The sequence below is a fragment of the Thiosulfatihalobacter marinus genome, assembly GCF_016019955.1.
Taxonomy (GTDB): Bacteria; Pseudomonadota; Alphaproteobacteria; order Rhodobacterales; family Rhodobacteraceae; genus Shimia; species Shimia marinus_A.
Genome location: NZ_JAECRZ010000022.1, coordinates 1 through 21171, shown reverse-complemented (window position 1 = coordinate 21171; position 21171 = coordinate 1). Strand labels below are relative to the sequence as shown.

At 60.7% G+C, this 21171-nt stretch carries 22 protein-coding genes, 2 tRNA genes and 1 other RNA gene; 13 read left to right on the top strand and 12 right to left on the bottom strand.

The window, feature by feature from the left end; translation table 11 throughout:
* Nucleotides 1–34 precede the first annotated feature (34 nt).
* From I3253_RS19090 to I3253_RS19075, 4 genes are read right to left on the bottom strand one after another with little or no spacing between them, the layout of a single operon-like run.
* Nucleotides 35–1138 carry a dimethylsulfoniopropionate demethylase gene (locus I3253_RS19090; protein ID WP_197919413.1) on the bottom strand — a complete coding sequence of 368 codons (1104 nt, stop codon included), beginning with the start codon at nt 1136–1138 and terminating at the stop codon, nt 35–37.
* Entirely contained in the window at nt 1129–1647 is a 519-nt protein-coding gene (locus I3253_RS19085; RefSeq protein WP_197919412.1) for a DinB family protein, read from the bottom strand. Before I3253_RS19085 ends, I3253_RS19090 begins: the two co-directional genes overlap by 10 nt.
* Entirely contained in the window at nt 1647–2333 is a 687-nt protein-coding gene (locus tag I3253_RS19080; protein ID WP_197919411.1) for a DUF1326 domain-containing protein, read from the bottom strand. The genes I3253_RS19085 and I3253_RS19080 overlap by 1 nt, the downstream gene beginning before the upstream one ends.
* Nucleotides 2334–2353: 20 nt before the next feature.
* Nucleotides 2354–3091 (bottom strand): DUF2182 domain-containing protein, encoded by a 738-nt coding sequence (locus I3253_RS19075; RefSeq protein ID WP_197919425.1) that lies wholly within the window; start codon nt 3089–3091, stop codon nt 2354–2356.
* 116 nt (nt 3092–3207) lie between these two features.
* On the opposite strand from I3253_RS19075, the gene I3253_RS19070 reads away from it, so the two are divergent.
* The 9 genes from I3253_RS19070 to I3253_RS19030 all read left to right on the top strand — a co-directional run bounded on the left by I3253_RS19070 (nt 3208) and on the right by I3253_RS19030 (nt 8630).
* Complete coding sequence (locus I3253_RS19070; RefSeq protein ID WP_197919410.1) at nt 3208–3936, top strand: FadR/GntR family transcriptional regulator; 729 nt, start codon at nt 3208–3210, stop codon at nt 3934–3936.
* Nucleotides 3937–3971: 35 nt separating this feature from the next.
* A complete protein-coding gene (locus I3253_RS19065) occupies nt 3972–4172 on the top strand; it encodes an aspartate aminotransferase (RefSeq protein ID WP_197919409.1) in 201 nt (66 codons plus the stop codon).
* 140 nt (nt 4173–4312) lie between these two features.
* Nucleotides 4313–4663, top strand: a transfer-messenger RNA (tmRNA) gene (gene ssrA, locus I3253_RS19060).
* A 78-nt stretch (nt 4664–4741) separates the two neighbouring features.
* Nucleotides 4742–5167, top strand: coding sequence for an ester cyclase (locus tag I3253_RS19055; RefSeq protein WP_197919408.1), 426 nt, complete (start codon nt 4742–4744; stop codon nt 5165–5167).
* A 375-nt stretch (nt 5168–5542) separates the two neighbouring features.
* Nucleotides 5543–6007, top strand: coding sequence for an SspB family protein (locus I3253_RS19050; protein ID WP_197919407.1), 465 nt, complete (start codon nt 5543–5545; stop codon nt 6005–6007).
* Nucleotides 6008–6142: 135 nt separating this feature from the next.
* Nucleotides 6143–7537 carry a class II fumarate hydratase gene (fumC, locus tag I3253_RS19045; RefSeq protein ID WP_197919406.1) on the top strand — a complete coding sequence of 465 codons (1395 nt, stop codon included), beginning with the start codon at nt 6143–6145 and terminating at the stop codon, nt 7535–7537.
* 250 nt (nt 7538–7787) lie between these two features.
* Nucleotides 7788–8117 (top strand): hypothetical protein, encoded by a 330-nt coding sequence (locus I3253_RS19040; RefSeq protein WP_197919405.1) that lies wholly within the window; start codon nt 7788–7790, stop codon nt 8115–8117.
* A gap of 34 nt (nt 8118–8151) precedes the next feature.
* Nucleotides 8152–8415 carry a DUF4169 family protein gene (locus I3253_RS19035; protein WP_332262153.1) on the top strand — a complete coding sequence of 88 codons (264 nt, stop codon included), beginning with the start codon at nt 8152–8154 and terminating at the stop codon, nt 8413–8415.
* Nucleotides 8412–8630, top strand: coding sequence for a ribbon-helix-helix domain-containing protein (locus I3253_RS19030; protein ID WP_197919404.1), 219 nt, complete (start codon nt 8412–8414; stop codon nt 8628–8630). Before I3253_RS19035 ends, I3253_RS19030 begins: the two co-directional genes overlap by 4 nt.
* A gap of 52 nt (nt 8631–8682) precedes the next feature.
* On the opposite strand, the gene I3253_RS19025 is transcribed toward I3253_RS19030, so the two are convergent.
* Entirely contained in the window at nt 8683–9087 is a 405-nt protein-coding gene (locus tag I3253_RS19025; protein WP_197919403.1) for a SufE family protein, read from the bottom strand.
* Nucleotides 9088–9212: 125 nt separating this feature from the next.
* On the opposite strand from I3253_RS19025, the gene I3253_RS19020 reads away from it, so the two are divergent.
* Nucleotides 9213–9704, top strand: coding sequence for a hypothetical protein (locus I3253_RS19020; RefSeq protein WP_197919402.1), 492 nt, complete (start codon nt 9213–9215; stop codon nt 9702–9704).
* Nucleotides 9705–9759: 55 nt separating this feature from the next.
* Here I3253_RS19020 and rnd read toward each other — a convergent pair whose 3' ends face one another.
* From rnd to purM, 3 genes are all read right to left on the bottom strand, one after another.
* Nucleotides 9760–10917: a ribonuclease D gene (rnd, locus tag I3253_RS19015; RefSeq protein ID WP_197919401.1), complete on the bottom strand. Its 1158-nt coding sequence runs from the start codon at nt 10915–10917 to the stop codon at nt 9760–9762.
* 89 nt (nt 10918–11006) lie between these two features.
* Nucleotides 11007–11600, bottom strand: a complete 594-nt coding sequence (gene purN / locus I3253_RS19010; RefSeq protein ID WP_197919400.1) for a phosphoribosylglycinamide formyltransferase — start codon at nt 11598–11600, stop codon at nt 11007–11009.
* Nucleotides 11597–12643, bottom strand: coding sequence for a phosphoribosylformylglycinamidine cyclo-ligase (gene purM / locus I3253_RS19005; RefSeq protein WP_197919399.1), 1047 nt, complete (start codon nt 12641–12643; stop codon nt 11597–11599). Before purM ends, purN begins: the two co-directional genes overlap by 4 nt.
* A gap of 103 nt (nt 12644–12746) precedes the next feature.
* Between purM and I3253_RS19000 the strand changes: the two genes are divergently transcribed.
* A tRNA-Ile gene (locus I3253_RS19000) sits at nt 12747–12822 on the top strand.
* 9 nt (nt 12823–12831) lie between these two features.
* Here the strand turns inward: I3253_RS19000 and I3253_RS18995 are convergent.
* The 3 genes from I3253_RS18995 to I3253_RS18985 form a co-directional block, all read right to left on the bottom strand.
* Nucleotides 12832–15969 carry an efflux RND transporter permease subunit gene (locus I3253_RS18995; protein ID WP_197919398.1) on the bottom strand — a complete coding sequence of 1046 codons (3138 nt, stop codon included), beginning with the start codon at nt 15967–15969 and terminating at the stop codon, nt 12832–12834.
* Between the two features lie 4 nt (nt 15970–15973).
* The gene (locus I3253_RS18990; RefSeq protein ID WP_197919397.1) at nt 15974–17104 is read right to left on the bottom strand and encodes an efflux RND transporter periplasmic adaptor subunit; all 1131 of its coding nucleotides are present in this window, start codon (nt 17102–17104) and stop codon (nt 15974–15976) included.
* A gap of 139 nt (nt 17105–17243) precedes the next feature.
* Nucleotides 17244–18548: an ATP-binding protein gene (locus tag I3253_RS18985; protein ID WP_197919396.1), complete on the bottom strand. Its 1305-nt coding sequence runs from the start codon at nt 18546–18548 to the stop codon at nt 17244–17246.
* Between the two features lie 39 nt (nt 18549–18587).
* Here I3253_RS18985 and I3253_RS18980 point away from each other — a divergent pair, with 39 nt between their 5' ends.
* Both I3253_RS18980 and I3253_RS18975 read left to right on the top strand, forming a co-directional pair.
* Nucleotides 18588–19502 carry an MBL fold metallo-hydrolase gene (locus tag I3253_RS18980; RefSeq protein ID WP_197919395.1) on the top strand — a complete coding sequence of 305 codons (915 nt, stop codon included), beginning with the start codon at nt 18588–18590 and terminating at the stop codon, nt 19500–19502.
* Nucleotides 19503–19582: 80 nt separating this feature from the next.
* A tRNA-Asn gene (locus I3253_RS18975) sits at nt 19583–19657 on the top strand.
* A 215-nt stretch (nt 19658–19872) separates the two neighbouring features.
* Here the strand turns inward: I3253_RS18975 and I3253_RS18970 are convergent.
* Nucleotides 19873–21084, bottom strand: coding sequence for a type ISP restriction/modification enzyme (locus tag I3253_RS18970; RefSeq protein ID WP_197919394.1), 1212 nt, complete (start codon nt 21082–21084; stop codon nt 19873–19875).
* Nucleotides 21085–21171: the final 87 nt, after the last annotated feature.

Sequence of the window (21171 nt, the reverse complement as noted above, 5' to 3'; positions counted from 1 at the left end):
ACTCCCGCCGGAGGCGCCGCCCCCACCGTGTGCGCTACTGCCAGAAGGCTTCGAACACCGTCGCCGGGCGCACCCCGTCCGGCGTGATCACATCCACTTCGGTCCCCACGTTCCAATGCGTCATCCGGATCATGCCGATCGCGACATTGGTACTAAAATCCGGCGACCAGGCCGCGCTGCTGATATTGCCCACATGCTGGTCGCCATCCATCACCGGCCACAACCGGTCACAGGGCGGCACCGCGTCGCCATGAATTTCGACAGGCCGGATCTGTCGCACCGGCCCTTCCCTGGCCACCCGCAACAACGCATCCCGCCCGACACAGCCAATCGCCGATTGCGTGTTGCAAAACCGGCCCAGCCCGCATTCATGGGGCGTGTTGTCATCGGTCATGTCGTTGCCGTAGCTCAACAATCCCCCCTCGATCCGCTCGATCAGGTTGGGACACCCCGCATGCACGTCCAGATCCCGTCCTGCCTCCATCAGCGCATTCCACAGCGGCATCCCGACATCGCTGCCCTCGACGTAAATCTCAAACCCGCCCTGCTTGGAATAGCCCGACCGGGCCACCACCAGATTACGCCCAAGGAATTCGAACCAGCCAAACCGGAAAAACCGGATGTCGCGCACCCCGTCGCCGAACACCCGTGCCATCAACTCGTCCGCCAATGGCCCCTGCACCGCCAGCGGCGACACGTCCGGCTCGGTTACCAGCACGTCCAGCCGGTACCCATAGGCAATGGCCTTCACCCAGAAAAGCAGATCACTGTCGGCTATCGAAATCCACCATCGGTCCTCGGCCAGCTTCACCGCGACGGGATCGTTCAGCATCCCGCCGGTCTCGTCCACGATAGGCACATAATAACACTGACCGGGCACCATGTTGCGCAGATCGCGTGGCGTCAGCATCTGCATCAGTCGCGCCGCATCCGGGCCGCGCAGCTCCACCTGCCGTTCACAGGACACATCCCACAGCTGCACCGCCTGCTTGAGATGCCGATAATCCTCCCGGACCGAGCGAAACACCGTCGGCAGCAGCATCCGGTTATACACCGTATACCCCTTTACGCCCGCCGCCTCCACGCCCTCGGAAAACGGCGTCCGCCGCAGCCGCCGTGACAACGAAATCAAAGCCATGTGTGCTCCTTTGGCATGAAAACGAGGTCGGTACCTCCGGTTTTTCGCCCGGCTGCCGTCAGCATCCCGTGCACCTGCCCCCGGTGGTGGGTCTGATGATTGAATAAATGCACCACGGCCTGCGCCACGGGCACGCAAACCTCCCGGCCCTGTGCCCCGGAAAACCATGTCATGTCACCGGTCAGATCCACGGCATGAAGCGCGTCGGCCCACAGGCGGATGCGCCCGTCCGCACGAAACCGCTCCGCGCTCCACACCGCCAGTGTCGGGCACAGGCCGGTGCTTTCCGCGATACCCCCTTCGGGCGCCACGCCTCCGTCAAAGCGCGACATCCACAAAAGATCGCCCCACAGAAGATGGTTCAGCGTCCCCATGACCGAGCTGAAAAACGCGCCCCGATCGGCGTGCAGGTCCGCCTCGGTCATGGTCTCACACACCGCCTTGATCTGCCCGTTCTGCCACGCATTGTAACGCGCCATCATCCGGCAGTATTCCGGCGTGATCAGCATCAGCGCGGCCCTTTCCAATCGATCTGACAGATTTCCGCCGACCGGCCGCCGAAATCCCAGACCCGGCCAAAGGCCCGGACCCGCCCCTTGCTCGCTGTCGCCACGGTGATGTCCGGGCCCATCCAGTATTTGGTGTTCGTGATCACAATCTCCTCGCCCGGATCCTTGCCCTCGACCGGAAACACCACGCCGTCGATCTTGCGCCCCACGGTAATGTGGCGCGTCTTGCCATCTGTCTCATAGCTCACCGGCTGGCGTTCCACCCCGATCACTTCGCCCACCAGCACCTGAAACAGGCCGGTCGTGCCCTTGGCCTTGCCCGAGAAAATGTCGACCAGCGCGTGATAGGCATCGTGGCTGGCGCGCTCGTCAATGAACAACGCCACTTTCCAGTTGCCCCGGCTCATCATGCCGGGGATCTCGATCAGCAGGCCGATATTCAGACCGGACAGATCCACATCGCCATAATGCCCCTCGTCGATGCGCACCCCGCCCCAGGTCTGGCAATGCCCTTCTGTCGGCGGGTGCAGGCCCAGGCTCACCACACAGGGGCAGAACACCGTACAGTTGCAGTTCAGGATCAATTCGCCCTTGATCGCCCAGGGAACCGTGCCCTGGCCCGATTTATGCGCCCCGGGATGCCGGTTGTCGATTTTGGCAGGTGCCTCGATACGATCCGATGCCATGTCTCTCTCCTCGTGAATTCCTAGAATGCGCCCGCCGCGACATATGCCGCACCGCCAATCAACACGACGCCCAGCGGACGCGTGACCCAACGCCCGATCTCGGGCAGTTTTTCCAAAACCATGATGACCGTGGCCAGCCCCATAAAGGCGATATTCATCACGCCGCCCACAAAACCCAACAGCATCAGCGCCCAACAGCACCCAAGGCAAGTCATCCCCAGGCGCAAACCGTTGCGCCACGGGCCTTCATCCCAATGCTGCATGAAAAAAGTCAGCGGCATCCGGCACTTGCTCAGACAGGCCTCCTTCAGGGCCGAAAACTGATACAGCCCCGCCCCTGCCAGCAATGCCGCGCTCAGCAAGGCCGACTGGCTGTCCCCGAACGGGCTGAGCAGCCCGGCCCTGAACAGCCCGATCTGCAATCCCGCCGCCAGCACCGAAAACCCGATCCACACGGTCAGATAGCCGGCCACAAGCGCGCCGAACCGCGCGCCGGGCGCGCGCTGCGCCAGATCATCATAGGTGGCAAAGGCCGGCAACGCGGTTGGCGCCATCATCGCCCCCGACATCAGCATCCACATACCCAGCACCCGCGCAAATCCCGCCATATCCGGCGTCATCGCGCACAAGCTCGCCCAGAAATCCGTACCATAGATCCGCCCCGCCGCCCGCAGGTCAGCCGGCACGGCCATCGCGAACAATGCGGCCCAGGCCAGCAGAATCGCGCCAAATAGTGCGATCCAGTGCCACCCTGTCATGGCGCGGATACGGTCTGCGATCAATCTGGCGCCCTCCCTGGCAATGCGCGACTCAACAGGCTTGTCAACAAAATGTCAGACAATTAAACTGCGATCAAACACTAAATGTCAGACATATGAAAATTGATCCCAAAAGCCCCGCCGACCTATCCGCCCAGATTGCCAAGGCGATCCGCGACGCAATCCTCTCCGGCGACCTGATCGTGGACGAACGCCTGCCATCCGAGGCCGAGCTGGCCGACCAGTTCGACGTGTCCCGCCCCACGGTGCGCGAGGCGCTCAAACGTCTGGCCGCACAGAACCTGATCCGCACCCAGCGCGGCGCTGCTGGCGGTGCCTTCGTGCGACGGCTCGGGTATCACGAGGCCCGCGCCCAGCACATCACAACGTCAACATTGCTGTTGTCCATGAACGCCGTCGATTTTGACACTGCCTGCGAGGCCCGCTTTGCCCTGGAACGTGCCTGTGCACCTCTCAGCGCCGAACGCCGATCCGCCGACCACCTTGCCACCATGCGCGCCGAAATCCACCGGCAATCCCAGCCCGGCCTGTCGGACGAAAGCTTCTGCGACAGCGACGTGGCCTTTCACCGCGCGCTGGTCGACGGCGCGGAAAATCCGGTTCTGTCCTATCAGCTGGCGGGGGCCGTCGAGGCGATGCAGCCCCTGATGAACATGATTACCTTCACCCAGCGCAACCGCGACATGATCGTTGGCCTGCACACCCGCATTGCCGACGCAATCCAGGCCAGAAACGCCGCCGCCGCGGATGCCGCGCTGGACGAACTCACCGCCTACACGTTGCAACTGGGCAATGACGCCATGGTCGCGCGGGAGAAACGTTAAGCCTGCCTTGACCCGGGCCTGGCAAACTCGCCCCCATGATCTATCCCGAGAGTGCTCTTTTCCCCGAAATCTGGCCGAGAAACGTGCTTTCCGGCAAGGCCGTCATGCACGGGCAGGTAATCCGGCGCAAGACACGCGATATCGAACGCTATTGCGGCATGCGCGCCTTTCTGGGCGAAGTCCGCGCGCGCGGCTTTCACGCCGTTCAGAACCGCGAACAGGTCATCGTATTCTGAATCCGGACACCCATTCGCCGGCTGGTTTGAAACGGTGTTTTCCTGCGTGGAAAACACCCTTGAATCCCACGGGGATTTGCCTGCACCTCCCTGTTTTCCGCGTCGAAAAACCGGGAGAAATCCTCGCAGGATTTTTCTTCCCCATTGCAGCTTTCGACAAAACCCATATATTCCACCTGTCCCCTCGGGGACTATGGACATAAACGCGCTCGTAATAAGCGGATCGGACCCGGGGGCGGTACCCGGCGGCTCCACCAAACACCCGGTCATTGGCGGGCGATGGGGCCGAAACAGGATCGACGAACGTCTAAAAGGGTTAGCTTTGTCCCGGCGGGGTACCACCGTTATCGGTCCGCATAGTACAATTGCCAATGACAATCGTGCTCCGGTGGCAGTTGCAGCGTAAGCTGTAGCCAAAACCGAAACTTAAGCCCAAGTCACTAGCCTGACTTGGCGGGGTTCGCAGGCACCTGGCAACAGAAGCCTGCACTTCCCCGCGTTAACCTGCCGCTCATTCCTTGGTGATAGTGCTGAACAGGATACTCAGACTTCAACTCAGGTGATCGCCCATGGAAAAACGTGATATTCTCGAAGAATGGTACCGCCGCGTCTGGATCGAGGCTGACCTGGACGCCATCGATCAGTTGTTCTCTCCCGATACGCAGGCACAGGGGCTGCTTCCGGATTTGCAGGTCGGCCCGGATGATTTCCGCGAACTGGTGCCGATGTTTCTCGACATGGTAGAAGACCCGACAGTTTCGCTCGACAAGGTGATGGAAGATGGTGATTGGGCTTCTGCCCTGTATTCCATGCGCGTGACCAACCCGGCCAACGGCCAGCCCGTGATCGGCTCGGGCCAGCTTTTCGCGCGCTTCGACGGTGACAAGATGGTCGAAACCTACAACAGTTTCGATTTCATGAGCTTTTTCGAACAAATGCGCCTCTTGCCGGAACAATCCATGGCGCTTTGCCTGACCGGTCAGCGGATCGGCTGACACCGCGGAGATGGCTCCTGACATTGGCGGCAGTACCCTAAATGCCCGGGTTGCCCAGATCCGTCCTTCCGCAACCTTTCGGTCCGCGCCTTTTCCGGGCGCGCGCGGGCAAGATCCGCGGCTGCGCACCGGCTGACTGAAGGCACGGAACCAGCCACCATCGCTCTGTCGGATCCAAACCCATTCATCGCTGCATTTGACGGCCCCGGAATCCTGCCTCAAGCCCGGCACAGCAGGGCTCTGGCCGACCTCGCCAGCCGCGCCCGTTTCCGCCCCGGCATCTCGGCGCGTGAACGGGCAAAATTTTGCCGGACCTCATCTTTCGTTTCCCGCCGAATCTACTATGGTGAAGCCGAGCAAAATGAGAAGCCCGACATGTCGAGAACCATTGACTACGGAAACCTGATGCATCGCGCCATGCGCAGCCTGATTCAGGAGGTTCTGACCGACGTGGAACAGAACGGCCTGCCGGGCGAACATCATTTTTTCATCACGTTCGACACCCACCACCCGGATGTCGAAATCGCGGACTGGCTTGCAGATCGCTACCCCGGCGAAATGACCGTGGTGATGCAGCATTGGTACGACAATCTCAGGGTCGAGAAAGACGGTTTCGCCGTCACCCTGAATTTTGGCGATTCGCCGGAACCGCTTTATATCCCATACGACGCCATCAAGACTTTCGTCGACCCGTCCGTCGAATTCGGTCTGCGGTTCGAAACCCAGCAAGACAGCGACAACGAAGAAGACGTGGCCGAAGCTGAAATGGCCGAAGAGGTCGAAGACATCGCCCCGACCAAGGATGCCGAGATCGTCAGCCTCGACAGTTTCCGCAAATAGGGCAACCACGGGTCGGAACCGGAACGCGCCCGCGACGATTTGTGCCCGCCCGCCACCGGTATCCCACGGTATACAGTATTGCACTTTGCCCCGCTTGGGCTATGACAGGCGTGACTTGACATATCGGAGGTCACGATGGCTCAAACACGCATAGAAACCGACAGCTTTGGCCCGCTGGAAGTTCCCGCCGACAAATACTGGGGCGCCCAGACCCAGCGTTCGATCATGAATTTCCCCATCGGCTGGGAAAAACAGCCCGTCGCCATTGTGCGCGCGCTGGGCGTTGTCAAGCAGGCCTGTGCCATGCAGAACAAGGCCACCGGCAAGCTTGACCCCAAATTGGCCGACGCGATCATTCAGGCCGCATCCGAAGTGGTGGCGGGCAAGTTCGATGATAACTTCCCGCTGGTTGTCTGGCAAACCGGCTCGGGCACGCAATCGAACATGAACTCCAACGAAGTGATCGCCAACCGCGCCATTGAAATTCTCGGCGGCGAGATCGGCTCCAAGGACCCGGTGCATCCCAACGATCACTGCAACATGGGTCAGTCCTCCAACGACACCTTCCCCACCGCGATGCACATTGCCACCGCCATGATGGTGCGCGACGTGCTGATGCCCGGCCTGACCAAACTGGCCGAAGGGCTGGAATCCAAGTCCGACGAATTCAAGGACATCATCAAGATCGGCCGCACCCATACCCAGGACGCCACCCCGCTCACCCTGGGTCAGGAATTTTCGGGATACGCGCACCAGATCCGTCAGGGTATCGCCCGTGTCAACGCCGCGTTGCCCGGCATCTACGAACTGGCCCAGGGCGGCACCGCCGTCGGCACTGGCCTGAACACCCAGCACGGCTGGAGCGAGGCCGTCGCGGCCAACATGGCCGAAATCACCGGCCTGCCCTTTGTCACCGCCCCCAACAAGTTCGAATCACTGGCCGCGCATGATGCGATGGTCTTCATGTCCGGCGCGCTGACGACAGTGGCCGGCGCAATGTACAAGATCGCCAACGACATCCGCTTCCTCGGCTCCGGCCCCCGCTCTGGCCTTGGCGAACTGATCCTGCCGGAAAACGAACCTGGCTCTTCGATCATGCCCGGCAAGGTCAACCCCACGCAGGCCGAAGCCATGACCCAGGTCGCTGCGCACGTCATGGGCAACAACGCCGCCATGACATTCGCCGGCTCTCAAGGGCACTTTGAACTGAACGTCTACAACCCGATGATGTCCTACAACCTGTTGCAGTCGATCCAGTTGCTGGGCGACGTGGCCGACAGCTTCACCGAACGTATGCTGATGGGTATTCAGGCCAACAAGCCGCGCATCCAGAAACTGATGCAGGAATCGCTGATGCTGGTCACCGCGCTCGCGCCTACCATCGGCTATGACAACGCCACCAAGGTCGCCAAGACCGCGCACAAGAACGGCACCACCCTCAAGCAAGAGGCCATCGCGCTGGGCTTCGTCGACGAGGACACATTTGATCGTGTCGTGCGCCCCGAGCAGATGATTGGTCCAAAGGACTGATCAAGGGCAAGTACGAGACACGGGGGCGCGTACGCCCCCGTTTCTTTCTCCGCACATGCGCCCGGAAATTTGGGTCAGCGACACGGTTTTGGACCAACTCGGATCGCGGCGCTTCGGCTTAGCGGGTGATACGATCAATCGCGTAAGCCCAAATGCACAGCAGAGCAAATAGAGCAAAAAGAGGATCAATGAAACTCAAGCGCATCCCTTGAACGCCATTCTCTAATAGCCAGTTGGAAAGCACGTTCTCATGGCTCAGAACCAGACCTATGAGAGAGAACCCACCGAGAAACAGCGTGACAAACCCCGCTTGGACAAACTCCCCTTTCTGTTCATCAGTCCAGGAATCCGGAAGAAAACCCGTACTGACACTCAGTATTTTCGCAGCCCCCCAAGTAACAAGCCAGAAAAAGGCGAAAACGAGTACCAGACCAATTCCCGCCTTTGGGTTATGCCGTCCCATGATCGCGGAAATTACTATGGGAATGACAAGCCACAGCCGGTATTTCTGAACAAACCGATCAAAATTTTTTTCTCTGCTTCATCGGTCTTTCTCTCTGACAAAATTCATGCCACCTGAACGTGTTTGAACAACAACGATAAACAGAACACGCTTGTCGTCAAGCCGCGACCACCCAGTACCTTCAGTGCACGCGGACGGCTTCGGCATTGGCAACCCCGCCGCCTCCGCATATTGTCCGGCCATGAGCAAAGTCACCAACTTGAACCAATTCCGCAAACAGAAAGCCCGCGCCGACAAGAAGGCACAGGCCGAGACAAATACCGTCAAGTTTGGCCGCACCAAGGCCCAAAAAACCCTCGACAAGACCCGCGCTGACAAGGCGCGCCGCGATCTCGACGGCAAGGAACGGGAATGAGCCGCCCCAAAAAACGCTCTCTCACCCTCAAAGGCCACCGCACCAGCGTTTCCCTCGAAGATGATTTCTGGCGCGCGCTCCACGAGATTGCGGCAGAAAAAGGCAAGCCAATCAACGCGCTGGCTGCCGAAATTGATGCAGGCCGAAATCTCGAAACCGGCCTTGCGACGGCCATTCGCCTTTATGTCCTGGCCCATTACCGCGCCCGGTCCTGATCTTCATTTTGCCAAAAATACTCGCGCCGCAGGCACCCGCCAAGGGCGGGTTTCAACCTGCGGCGACCGCGCGAATCCGTTCAATCATCGCGCGCAGCCCGTTCGAGCGCTGCGATGACAGATGCTCGTTCAGCCCTAACCGCGCCATTTCCGCGCGCGCGTCCACCGCCAGCACTTCGCCCAACGTCAGCCCGTTATAAAGCTTGCGCAACAGCGCGATCAGCCCGCGCACGATCATCGCATCGCTGTCCCCGTCAAACCGGAAAACGCCGTCATTGATCTTGGGATGCAACCAAACCTGGCTGGCACATCCCTCCACCTTGGTCGCGGGCACTTTCAGCGCGTCATCCAGCGGGTCCATCTCCTTGCCCTGCTCGATCACGTAACGATACCGGTCTTCCCAATCCTCGATGAACTCAAAATCCTCGACGATCTCTTCGAATGCCTGGGTAGCCATTTGCGCCTCTCCTCGTGACCGCCCTCACCTAAGCAGCCCCGCGCAAAAGGTCCAGCCCCGGCTTTGACGCTTTTCAAGCGGGCCACGATAGGCTAACCCATTGAGACAAAGAACGAGGCCCCGTCATGCGCATTGCCCTGTCCGCTCTGCTGATTTCCACCCTGGCGCTCAGCGCCTGCCAGTCGCGCTGGAACCCGGTCAACTGGTTCGGCAGCGACGAACCTGTTCCCGCGGGCGAGGTCAACCCGCTGCTTCCCCAAAGGACAAGCCAGGGCCTGCTGTCCCGCCCCGAATCCGTATATGAAGGCACCCCCGTACAAAAAGTGGTGTCGGTCGAAGTTGCCCGAACCCGCGAAGGCGCGATCATAACCGCAACGGGCGTCACGATATTCCAGGCGGCCTATGCTGTAAAACTTCAGCCGCGCAATGATGGCAAGCCAGAGGGGGGCGTGATCACCTATGATCTTCTCGCGCTGCAACCTCCCGGATCGCCCTATGCCGGCACCGAGCAGTCCCGCACTGTGACGGTGGCCCATGCGCTCACCAACCAACAGCTCGAAGGCGTGCGCGCCATTCAGGTTGTGGCGGTAGAAAACGCCCGGCAGGCGCGGCGTTAGACAATTCGCACCCACACGATACCGACGTAGAACCGACAACCCGTTATCAGGGCAATCAAAGCTCCACGATCCTGACCGCGCCGGCGTTGGCCGCCAGAGCCACACGCCCATCGCATAGCCGCAAAGCATCCTCGCCAAACACCTCACGCCGCCACCCATGCAGCGCGGAAACATCGCGCTCGCCCGAGGCCAGCGCATCCAGATCCGCCGCCGTGGCGATCAGTTTCGGAGCCACACCCGAGCTTTCGGTCTTGGCCTTGAGCAACACGCGCAACAGATCCGCCAAAGCCGGATTCACCTGCGACCGGTCATCCCGCTTGGCCAGTTTTGGCATGTCGTCGGGCGGGCAGTTTATCCCCAGTTCGATCGCCTTCAGAATACCTTCGGCAATCTCGCCCCTGCGGGCTTCGCGCAACAACAGGCGCGAACGGCCCAGATCATTCATGTTGGACGGTTTCGTCGAGGCAAGCTCGACCAGTGCATCATCCTTGAACACCCGGTTGCGCGGCACGTTGCGGCTTTGCGCATAGCCTTCACGAAACCTCGCCAACTCTCTGACAATACTCAAAAACTTCGGAGCGGCGGTGCGCGTTTTCACACGTCGCCACGCCTCGGACGGCAGGATGGTATAGGTCTCGGGCCGGGTCAGCATCCGCAATTCTTCCTGCACCCAATGTGCACGCCCGGTCTCTTCCAGCTTCGCGGCCAGAAACTCGTAGATCACGCGCAGATGGGTGACATCGGCCAACGCGTATTTCTGTTGCGCCTCGGTCAGGGGGCGGCGCGACCAATCCGTGAAACGGCTTGATTTATCAACGCCTTGCCGGGCAATCTTGCGTACAAGCGTTTCATACCCCGCCTGCTCGCCAAAGCCACAGACCATCGCCGCCACCTGTGTGTCGAACAACGGTTCGGGGAACACCCCGGCCTCGACAAAAAATATCTCCAGATCCTGCCGGGCCGCGTGAAACACCTTGACCACGCCGGTGTCGCGAAACAAATCATAAAGCGGCTCCAGCGACATGTCGCCCTCCAGCGGATCCACCAGCACCGCGTCGCCGTCTCCGTCACCCGGCACCGCCATCTGGATCAGGCACAGCTTGGAATAATAGGTCCGCTCCCGCAGGAATTCCGTGTCGATGGTGACATAGGGTTTGGTGCGCGCCATCTGACAAAATTGCGCGAGCTCGTCCGTGGTTTTCAGGGTAATCATCTGCGGCGGATCTTCTTTTTGTCTCGGTTCGTGCCTTGGTTATCCCCAAGCACTACGCACATTCCGGTCGGAATGCAAATCCGGCCTGATCACATGAAAACGGGCGTCGGATCACCCGCGGCAAACCGGCGCAAAACGGCCGGGTACAACTTGTGCTCCCGCTCCAGAACCCGCGCGGCCAGGCTGTCGGGTGTGTCGTCGGCCCGCACGTTCACACGCGCCTGCCCCAGGATCGGTCCGTCATCCAGCGCCGGCGTCACCAGGTGCACGGTACAGCCATGTTCCCTGTCCCCGGCCTCCAGCGCACGCGCATGGGTGTGCAACCCCTTGTATTTCGGAAGCAGCGACGGGTGAATATTCAACATCCGCCCATTCCACGGCCCAACAAACCCTTCCGTCAGCACCCGCATGAACCCCGCCAGACACAGGATATCGGGCCGAGCCCGGTCCAGTTCGCCCTGCAACGCACGCTCGAACGCGGGCCTGTCGCCATTGAAGGGCCGGTGGTCCACCACCGCCGTGGCCACGCCAAGCTCCGCCGCTTTCTTTAATCCGCCCGCCCCGGCATCATTGGCCAGAACCAGCACAGGTTCGGCTGGATGATCGGCATTGGCCATATCCTCGACCAGGCGAACCATGTTCGAACCGCCCCCCGAGATAAAAATGGCAACCCGTTTCTTCACAACAGGCGGCCGGAATAGCGCATCCCCGCGCCTTCTGTCACGTGGCCAAGCCGGTACACGGTCTCGCCCGCCGCGCGCAGCAGGTCCTGCAACGCGTCGGCCCGGTCGGCGCTGACAGACAGGATCATGCCGACACCACAGTTGAACGTCTTGAGCATCTCGGCTTCGGCCATCCCACCCGTTTCCGCCAGCCACTTGAACACATCTGGCAGTTCCCAGACATCCAGGTCCACATCCGCGCCCAATCCCTCGGGCAACACGCGCGGCAGGTTTTCCGTCAGCCCGCCGCCGGTGATATGGGCCAGCGCATGAACGCCCCCGTCCCGCACCGCCGCCAGCGCCTGTTTGACGTAAAGCCGCGTGGGCGCCAGCAAAGCCGCTCCCAGCGATCCGTCCGCCCATGGACAGTCATCGTCCCAGCCCAGCCCCGAAAGCGCGACCAGCTTGCGTACCAGCGAATAGCCGTTGGAATGCACGCCGTCACTGGCCAGACCCAGCAACACATCGCCTGCGGCCACGCCGTCGGGCAGATCCGCGCCGCGCTCCATGGCGCCCACGGCAAACCCCGCCAGATCGAAATCTCCGGCTTCGTACATGCCCGGCATCTCGGCGGTTTCTCCCCCGATCAATGCGCAACCCGATTGATAGCACCCTTCGGCAATGCCCTCGATGATCCGCGCCGCGGTTTCAGTTTCAAGCTTGCCCGTCGCGAAATAATCCAGAAAGAACAAAGGCTCCGCGCCCTGGCACACCAGATCGTTCACACACATCGCCACCAGGTCGATGCCCACGCCGTCCACGTTGCCGGTGTCGATCGCGATGCGCAGCTTGGTGCCCACGCCATCCGTGGCCGCCACCAGGATCGGATCGGAATAGCCGGCCCCCTTCAGATCGAACAGCGCGCCAAAACCGCCCAGCCCAGCCATGACGCCGCTGCGCGTTGTGCGCCTGGCGGCAGGCTTGATCCGCTCAACCAGCGCGTTGCCCGCGTCGATATCCACGCCCGCATCCGCATAGGTAATGCCGTTCTTGCCGTCGCTCATGGCTCACTCCGTAATAGCATGCGGCAGGCCCTAGACCATCCCGCCGCCAAGGGCAACGGTATCCCTTGACGCGCCCGCATGTTCTGTTAGCAAAAGCGCAGGCGGGCCTGTAGCTCAACGGTTAGAGCAGAGCGCTCATAACGCTTTGGTTGCAGGTTCGAATCCTGCCGGGCCTACCAAGCCTCCGCTCAGCTTTCCTGTACCGTTTCCGCATTGGGTTTTCCCAATCCCTTGACCCACTCGCGCGCGCCCTGAAGCAGCACATACAGGATCGGCACGATGATCACGCCCAGCACCGTGGCCGCCAGCATTCCGCCGAACACCGCCACCCCGATGGCCCGCTGCGACGCGGCCCCCGCGCCGCTGGCAACCAGCAGGGGCACAACCCCCAGCAGGAACGACAAGGCGGTCATCATCACCGCCCGGAATCGCTGTGTTGCGGCCTCTACCGCCGCGTCGCGAATGGACAGCCCGCTTGCCCGCCGTTCCATCGCGAATTCCACAATCAGAATCGCGTTTTTCGACGCAAGACCGATCAGCATGATCATCCCGATCTGGGTATACAGATTCACATCCCCGCCAACGACAGCCACCGCCGCCAGCGCCCCGAACAACGCCACCGTCACCGACAGCAGAATGCCCACCGGCATGGTCCAGCTTTCATATTGCGCCACCAGGAACAAATAGCCGAACACCACCGCCATCAACAGGATCAACGCAACCAGCCCACCAGCGGCCTGTTGCTGTTGCGCCGTTCCGGTCCATTCAAAGGAATAGCCCGGTGGCAGCGCCGTTGCCGCAACCTCCTCCAGCACCTCGATGGCATTGCCGGTCGAAAGCCCCTCTGCCGGGACCGCCGTCACCGTCGCCGCGCGGAACATGTTGTAGCGGTTCAGCGCCACCGGACCCAGTTCGTTGCGTACCGTGATCATCGTGCCCAGCGGGACCATGTCACCGGTCTGCGAACGCACATAAAGCGCGCCGATATCCTCTACCTTGTCGCGATAGCTGCCATCGGCCTGGATCATCACTCGGTAAACCCGCCCGAACAGATTGAAATCATTCACATAAAATGATCCCATGTACGCCTGCAAGGTCAGGAACACATCCGACACCGCCACGTTCAGCGACTTGGCCTTTTCCCGGTCAAGGTCCACAAACACCTTCGGCACATTGGCCCGGAACGTCGAATAGGCCTGCGCCAGTTCCGGGCGCTGATTGGCTGCATAGACAAGCGATCCGATCGCCGCCGACAGATCTCCTGCGGTGCCGCCGCCGGTCTGCTGGACTTTCATCTCCACCCCGGCACTCATACCCAGCCCCGAAATCGGCGGCGGGTTGAACGCAATCACACTTGCCGCAATCTCCTGGTTGGCAATGGTCAGAATATTGCGCAGCACGCCATCCGCGCTCAGCTCATCGGTCTGCCGGTCATCCCAGGGCGCCAGATTCGCAATCAGCATCGCACCGTTCGAACCCGATCCGCTCAACAGGCTGAACCCGTTGACCACCACGCTTGCATCCACACCCGGCACCGCCAGGATCTTCTCGTTCAGCCGCGCCGTCACGGTTTCGGTCCGCTCCAGCGAGGCCGCGTCCGGCAATTGCACATCCACGAACAGATAGCCGTTGTCCTCCAGCGGAATGAACCCGGCCGGCAGCGCCTTCATCAACCCGCCGCCCCCCATGATCAGGGCGGCAAGAACGGCCACCGCGATCAGTGGAATACGCACCATGCGGCGCACGATCCCCACATAGCCACCGCGCAAGCCGCCGATGCCACGCTCGAAACCCGCCAGAAGGCCCTTGGGCGGCCCCGAGCGCGCCTTCAGCACCAGCGAACACAACGCCGGCGAAAGCGTCAGCGCGTTGATCGATGAAATCACCACGGCGGTCGAAATCGTAACCGCAAATTGCGAATACAACCGCCCGGTGATGCCCGGCATGAAGGTGACGGGCACAAACACCGCCAGCAACACCAGCGTCGTCGCGATCACCGGGCCGGTGATCTGCCCCATCGCCTTGCGTGTCGCCTCGGGCGGGCTCAGCCCCTCTTCGGCAATGATACGCTCGACATTCTCGACCACCACGATGGCGTCATCCACCACGATCCCGATCGCCAGCACCAGCGCAAACAGCGACACCGTGTTCAAAGACATGCCAAACAGCAGCAGAAAGGCGAACGTCCCGATCAGCGAAACAGGGATCGCCACGGCGGGAATGATCGTCGCCCGCACGCTGCCAAGAAAGATGAAAACAACGGCAATCACCAACGTGAACGTCTGCATCAGCGTGACGATCACGTCGCTCAGCGATTGCTTCACGAACAAAGTGGAATCGAATGGCACATCATAGACCACATCATCGGGAAAGGATGTGGCCAGGCGTGCCAATTCGGATTTGACGCCTTCCGCCACGGCCAGCGCGTTGGCGCCCGGCGCCTGATATACCGCCAGAACAGTGGCCGGGTTTCCCTTGAATCGGCCCGACGCGTTGTAATAATTCGCCCCCAGTTCCACGCGCGCCACGTCCCGCATCCGCACGATACTGCCCGCATCACCGGTGCGAAGCACGATACTTTCGAACTCTTCCACCGTCGCAAGGCGACCCTTGGATTTGATCGTGTACTGGAATTGCTGCCCGCTCGGAATCGGTGGCGTCCCCACCTGCCCGGCCGAAACCTCCAGGTTCTGTTCCCGTATCGCCGCAATCAGATCCGCCGGGGTCAGCCCAAGCCCGGCCATGCGGTTCGGATCCATCCACATCCGCATGGAATATTCGAAATTGGTCATGACATCGGCCTTGCCAACGCCCTGCACCCGCGCCAGCGCATCCCTGAGGTTGATGGTGGCATAGTTGGACAGGAACAGCTCGTCATATGTGCCCTCGGGCGATGACAGCGTGATGATCAACAGCATGTTCGAAGAAGATTTCTGCGTCACCACCCCAAGGCTTGTCACCTCGGTCGGCAAACTGGCCAGCGATTGCGCCACCCGGTTCTGCACGTTTACCGAGGCTATGTCGGGATCGGTTCCCACCTCGAATGTGACAGACAGGCCATATGATCCCGTGTCGGTACTGTCCGATGACATGTAGATCATGTCATCCACCCCATTGACCTGCGCTTCGATCGGCGCGGCCACCGTGTTTTCCACGGTTTCCGAATTCGCACCGGTATAATTGGCGGAAACGGTCACGACCGGCGGGGTGATGTCCGGAAATTGCTCTACCGGCAACGTAAGGTAGCCGATGACGCCCATGATGGTCAAAACGATCGAAATGACAAAGGATGTCTTGGGGCGGGCGATGAAAATCGACGAGAACACCGCTCTATTCCTCCGTCGCCGTGCCGGCCAGTACGGCATCCACCTGCACACCCGGCCGCACCCGTTGCAAACCTTCGACAATCACGGTCTCGCCTTCGCGCATCCCGTCTGTCACCACCACGGCCGTTTCCACCTGGCGACCCAGCTTGACATAACGCTGCTCCACCGTGCGTTGCTGGCCAACCACCAGCACGAATTCGCCCCGCTGGTCGCGCTGCACCGCCGCCTGCGGGATAAGCAGAACGGTCGTCGGCTCGATATCCTGAATGCGCACGGTCAGGAACGATCCGTCGATGATCAGCCCGCGCTCATTTGCGAATTCAGCGCGCACCGTAATGGTCCCGGTGGCCGGGTCCATACGGTTGTCCGCGAAGACCACCCGCCCGATTTCATCCAGCTCCGTGCCATTTGGCAATGTCACGAACACATCCGGAGCCTGCGGATTGTTGGCCACCTCACCAACACTTACCTGGAACGCCTGCATCACCTCCAGCAGTTGCCTTTCGGTCAAGGAGAATTCCACATAGATTGGCGCCACGCGCACGAGGTTGATCAACGGCGCCGAGTTTGGCCCGACCAACTCGCCGACACTGACCGCCGAGCGCCCGATTCGTCCATCAAATGGGGCATGCACTTCGGCATAGTTCAGATCCAGCTGCGCCAGTTCTACAGCGGCCTGCGCAATCTTCACATTGGCAATGGCGACCTGATTGTTGGCAAAGGCCACGTCCCGATCCGCCTCGGTGCCCACGTCACGTTCAAACAGCTCAGATTTACGCGCCAATTCCACCTCGGTAAGATCGCGATTGGCAATCGCCTGCGCCAGATCCGCCTGTCTGGCCGCCAGATTCGCCTCGTACGTATCCGTCTCGATGCGGAAAAGCAGGTCTCCGGCTTTCACAAACTGGCCGTCTTCAACCACGATTTCCTCGACAAAGCCACTTACCCGCGCAACGATATCCACCTTGTCGCGCGCCTCGCCCTTGCCGATGAATGTCACATCCTGGATCATCTCGTCGGAATAGGCCGCCGCCACCGTCACCTTGGGCGCCGCGCCCTCCTGCGCCCAGGCCGCGCCCTGCGCGCCCAGTACCATGCCAAACACAAGCGCCGCTGCTCTGAAAGAAAATCCCATACCAGTCCCCAAATCAAAATTTGCCACGCGCGCTCGACGCCAGGCGAAACGGTTCCGGTGCATACAATCACGCCCCAAGGATTTTCACAAACGAAACAAGGCCCTGCCACGGCAGATCACGCAAACTTCGGGAACAGGGTCAGCGGGCAAATACCATATCGGCACAAAGCCCACCCAGACGGGTACTTTCGTCCAGCCGCAAGACCCCGCCATGGGCGCGCGCCACATCGGCCGCAATGGACAACCCCAGGCCAACCCCCAGCCCCTTGTTCTGGTTACGCGCCTCATCCAGCCTGGCAAAAGGCTTCAGCGCCTCTTCACGGTCTTGGGGGGCAATGCCCGGGCCACAATCCTCAACACGAACTCGAATAGACTTTTCAGTAATACGCAGCGAAACTTCCGCCATCCCGCCATAGCGCACGGCATTTTCAATCAGGTTTTCCAGCGCGCGCCGCATCGCCGACACGCGCCATTTCACCACGCCGCCCCCTTCGCAGGCATGCAGCACAACGTTCAGACCACCCCGGGCACAATCCGCAACCACTCGTTCGACAAGGTCTTTCGGTCTCACCGTTTCTGGCTCTCCCTCGTGAGCCCCCCGCGCAAAGCTCAGAAAGGCATCCAGCATCCGCTGCATTTCTTCGACATCGCGCAGCAGAGGCTCGCGGTCGTCGGTCTCCAGCAACGAAAGGCCCAGCCTGAGCCTCGTCAGCGGTGTGCGCAGATCGTGGCTGACCCCGGACAACATCAGCGTGCGCTGCTCGATCTGGCGTTCAATTCGCGCCCGCATATCAACAAAGGCATTGCCAGCGGCGCGCACCTCAACAGCGCCACCAGGACTATAGGGCACATGCCGCCCCCGCCCAAACGCCTCGGCCGCGGCCGCGAGCCGCGTGATCGGCTTGAGCTGATTGCGCAGATACAGATAGGCCACCAAAGTCAGCAGAGCACCGAAAAACACCATGTTGACCAAAAGCTGATGCGAGTTCGTCGCCGACACCCGCGCCCGGTCGAATTCGATCTGAACAGGGCCCGCCTCGGACTTCATCTTCAACCGCACAACCTTGTTCTCTGCCAGCTGCACCACCTGTATTTCAGGGATCAGTCCGCGCAGGTTGCGGTTCACGATCAGCGCCGAGAAATCATACCACCGACGCGTATCCTCTCCTGTAATTTCGTCGGGAAAGGCGATCCGCATCTGCAACGATGCCAGCACCTCAGCCAACCCGTCCGGATCCGAGTCTTTCTCGACGGCGCGGTCCAGGACCAGCCGCACTTCCCGCGCCACGGCCCGTGTCATCTGGGTCGTCACGCCCTCAAACTGGCGTTGGATGAATACGACACTTACCACCAGTTGCAGAAACACAACCGGAAAAATCAGAATAAGCGCAGCGCGTCCGTAAAGCCCGCGAGGCATATAGCGTTTGAGCCATTTGAAAATCATGGCTAAACCTTGCAGCGTCAGACCACGGAAGGAAAGCCCATGGACGCCGAAATCCTTGCATTCGATCCGCTTCCCGGCCTGGTCGAAACATTGGAACCGGGCCTGCGCCGCATCCTGGCCCCAAACCCATCCCCGATGACATTTCGCGGAACCAATACCTATCTGCTGGGGACACGCCAAATAGCGGTAATTGACCCCGGTCCGGATCTGGAACCACACCTTGGGGCCATCCTGTCCGCGCTCGACAAGGGACAGGTCCTTACCCACATTTTCGTCACCCATGCGCATGTCGATCACTCCCCCCTCGCCGCGCGTCTGTCGCGCGAAACCGGTGCGCCAATCCTGGCTTTCGGTGGCGCTGAAGCCGGGCGCAGCGCCGTCATGCGGGAACTGGCCGGCAAGGGGCTGGCCGGTGGTGGGGAAGGCGTCGACCAGCATTTCACCCCGGACAGAACGCTGGCAGAGGGCGATACTGTCTGTGGTGACGGCTGGGCGCTAGAAGCGATCCACACGCCAGGCCATTTCGGCAATCACCTCGCCTTTGCCTGGGAGGACGCCTGCTTTGTCGGGGATCACGTCATGGGCTGGGCCAGCTCGCTTGTATCACCGCCCGACGGCGACCTGACCGATTTCATGGCATCGTGTCACAAATTGGCTGCGCGCGACTGGCGCGTGTTCCACGCTGGACACGGGGCCCCCATCACAGCGCCGCGCGCACGGCTTGAATGGCTGATGCGTCACCGCAAGACGCGCGAGCGCGAAATTCTCGCAGCCCTCGCTACCGGCCCCGCCCGCGCTTTTGACCTCGCAACCCTCATCTACAAGGAAACCCCTCCCGCCCTGATCGGCGCCGCCACTCGCAACGTCTTTGCGCATCTGGTTGATTTGACAGTAAAAAAAGAAGTGCGCGCTTTATCGGAGCTGCACTCGGACGCACGCTTTGAACGGCTTTGACTTTTTTTGGCCAAAAGCCAAAAAATCTGCCTTCTCCCTCTGGACGTATCCAGAAACCAAAGCTATATCACGCCCCACATTCCGGCGTAGCTCAGCGGTAGAGCAGTTGACTGTTAATCAATTGGTCGTAGGTTCGATCCCTACCGCCGGAGCCAAAATAAGCCCTTTAAGGTCAATGCCTTAGAGGGCTTTTTTATTCCCTAAAATTCTCGCGTAAGGCGGAAAAGTAAGGCGCGCGTAAGGCTCGACGCATATCCTCAGACCGATCCGCCACGGCGGAGCCGAACGGGCAAGCCACGAGAATCAAACAAAAATCCCAGCAGTGGCCAATGCAGCGGGAAAATCAGGCCCGGTCGGGCCTGTCCTAGGGTCAATCGTCGTCGCCGTCATCGTCTTCGCCCCCGTCGTCATCGTCCGCGAACATATCCAATTGGTCCCCGGCCACGACTGCCTTACCCGGGGCCTTACGTTCCTCGGGCGCAGGCGTGGGCAAATCGGCGGCGGCGAAACAGGCACCGGCCACGACCTTGTCGAGCACCTTTTCAAGCTCCGGCTCCATCGCAAGGGTCGCTTCCAGCACCCAGAGCAGTTCCAGCAATTCGTCGCTCATTCGCGCGGTCCAGCGTTCGGGGCGGATTTCATCGAGCGGCGAGGATTTCTTGCCCGCCCGCTTCTTCATCCGGTAGCCCAGCCACGACTGCACGACCTTCAAGCCCGATACCTCGAACTCCCAGACCTGTGGCGACACGGGGCCGAACCGGCCATCCCCCACGACGATCTCGCGCTTAGCTTCGTCATAGGCATACTCGACCGGGTAATGCGCTGGATCGGCAGACACGCCCTTTATCGTGGTGGCCTTACCCTGCGGCACCTCATCGCCGCGATCCGTGCCTCGGAACCGTTCAGCATAGGTGTGCAGCCAGATCAGCTTGCGGCCCAGCGCCGCCGCCTCGACAAAGGTCTTGCCGTCCTTGGTCAGCGGGACGCGCGGGCCGGGGGTTTCAAGCTCGTTCCAGAACCGCCGGGTATAGGACTGCCCGCCCAGCAGGGCATAGACATAGGCCGCGAGGTCTTCGGCATCCGGAGTGGTGCCGTATTCCGCGCCAAGGGCATCGAGCAGACCAGCGGTCACGTTCGCTTCAGTTGCGGCGGCGTCCCGGTAGAGAGGGATCACGTCCTTGCCGCCGCGCCCACAGAAAACATCTAGGTCAGGTAGGTCGGGTGTCGCCACCATCGCGGCTCCTACCCCCAACATCTTCGTCATCAAGGCAGCGAAGAACAGATTCTTTTCGCCGCGAACATTGACCAAGGGCGGGCGCAGATAATCCCCAAGACGATTGTCAATAAAGGCATACTGCCGGTCGAACGAGCGATAGCAATAATGCTCAACCACTGGCGCAGGAGCCTTCCCCGTCAGGTCAGATAATTTATCAAGGGGTTTTCCCGCAAAGTTATCATATTGCCGAGCAATCTTCCTATCGCGGCTTTCCTTAAAGTGCGTCTTCCGCTGCTCAACCTTTGTTTGGCACAGCCTTTCCCATCGCTTCTCAAGAACGTCTTTGTTTTCACCAATTGGCCACACTCGCTTAAACTGAAGTGGTCCCGGAAATCCGGACAGTTAGCTAAGGTGTATCCCGAACTTTTTGGAGGGATACGAGATGGCGAAACG

What these genes read in the sequence shown, in the direction of transcription:
- rnd (WP_197919401.1), bottom strand. Translation starts at nt 10,917, where the DNA reads ATGATTACCCTGAAAACCACGGACGAGCTCGCGCAATTTTGTCAGATG.
- I3253_RS19040 (WP_197919405.1), top strand. Translation starts at nt 7,788, where the DNA reads ATGGCTCAGAACCAGACCTATGAGAGAGAACCCACCGAGAAACAGCGT.
- I3253_RS19030 (WP_197919404.1), top strand. Translation starts at nt 8,412, where the DNA reads ATGAGCCGCCCCAAAAAACGCTCTCTCACCCTCAAAGGCCACCGCACC.
- fumC (WP_197919406.1), top strand. Translation starts at nt 6,143, where the DNA reads ATGGCTCAAACACGCATAGAAACCGACAGCTTTGGCCCGCTGGAAGTT.
- I3253_RS19065 (WP_197919409.1), top strand. Translation starts at nt 3,972, where the DNA reads ATGATCTATCCCGAGAGTGCTCTTTTCCCCGAAATCTGGCCGAGAAAC.
- I3253_RS18990 (WP_197919397.1), bottom strand. Translation starts at nt 17,104, where the DNA reads ATGGGATTTTCTTTCAGAGCAGCGGCGCTTGTGTTTGGCATGGTACTG.
- I3253_RS18985 (WP_197919396.1), bottom strand. Translation starts at nt 18,548, where the DNA reads ATGATTTTCAAATGGCTCAAACGCTATATGCCTCGCGGGCTTTACGGA.
- I3253_RS19055 (WP_197919408.1), top strand. Translation starts at nt 4,742, where the DNA reads ATGGAAAAACGTGATATTCTCGAAGAATGGTACCGCCGCGTCTGGATC.
- I3253_RS19020 (WP_197919402.1), top strand. Translation starts at nt 9,213, where the DNA reads ATGCGCATTGCCCTGTCCGCTCTGCTGATTTCCACCCTGGCGCTCAGC.
- purM (WP_197919399.1), bottom strand. Translation starts at nt 12,643, where the DNA reads ATGAGCGACGGCAAGAACGGCATTACCTATGCGGATGCGGGCGTGGAT.
- I3253_RS19085 (WP_197919412.1), bottom strand. Translation starts at nt 1,647, where the DNA reads ATGCTGATCACGCCGGAATACTGCCGGATGATGGCGCGTTACAATGCG.
- I3253_RS19070 (WP_197919410.1), top strand. Translation starts at nt 3,208, where the DNA reads ATGAAAATTGATCCCAAAAGCCCCGCCGACCTATCCGCCCAGATTGCC.
- I3253_RS18980 (WP_197919395.1), top strand. Translation starts at nt 18,588, where the DNA reads ATGGACGCCGAAATCCTTGCATTCGATCCGCTTCCCGGCCTGGTCGAA.
- I3253_RS19075 (WP_197919425.1), bottom strand. Translation starts at nt 3,091, where the DNA reads ATGACAGGGTGGCACTGGATCGCACTATTTGGCGCGATTCTGCTGGCC.
- I3253_RS19090 (WP_197919413.1), bottom strand. Translation starts at nt 1,138, where the DNA reads ATGGCTTTGATTTCGTTGTCACGGCGGCTGCGGCGGACGCCGTTTTCC.
- I3253_RS19080 (WP_197919411.1), bottom strand. Translation starts at nt 2,333, where the DNA reads ATGGCATCGGATCGTATCGAGGCACCTGCCAAAATCGACAACCGGCAT.
- I3253_RS19050 (WP_197919407.1), top strand. Translation starts at nt 5,543, where the DNA reads ATGTCGAGAACCATTGACTACGGAAACCTGATGCATCGCGCCATGCGC.
- I3253_RS19025 (WP_197919403.1), bottom strand. Translation starts at nt 9,087, where the DNA reads ATGGCTACCCAGGCATTCGAAGAGATCGTCGAGGATTTTGAGTTCATC.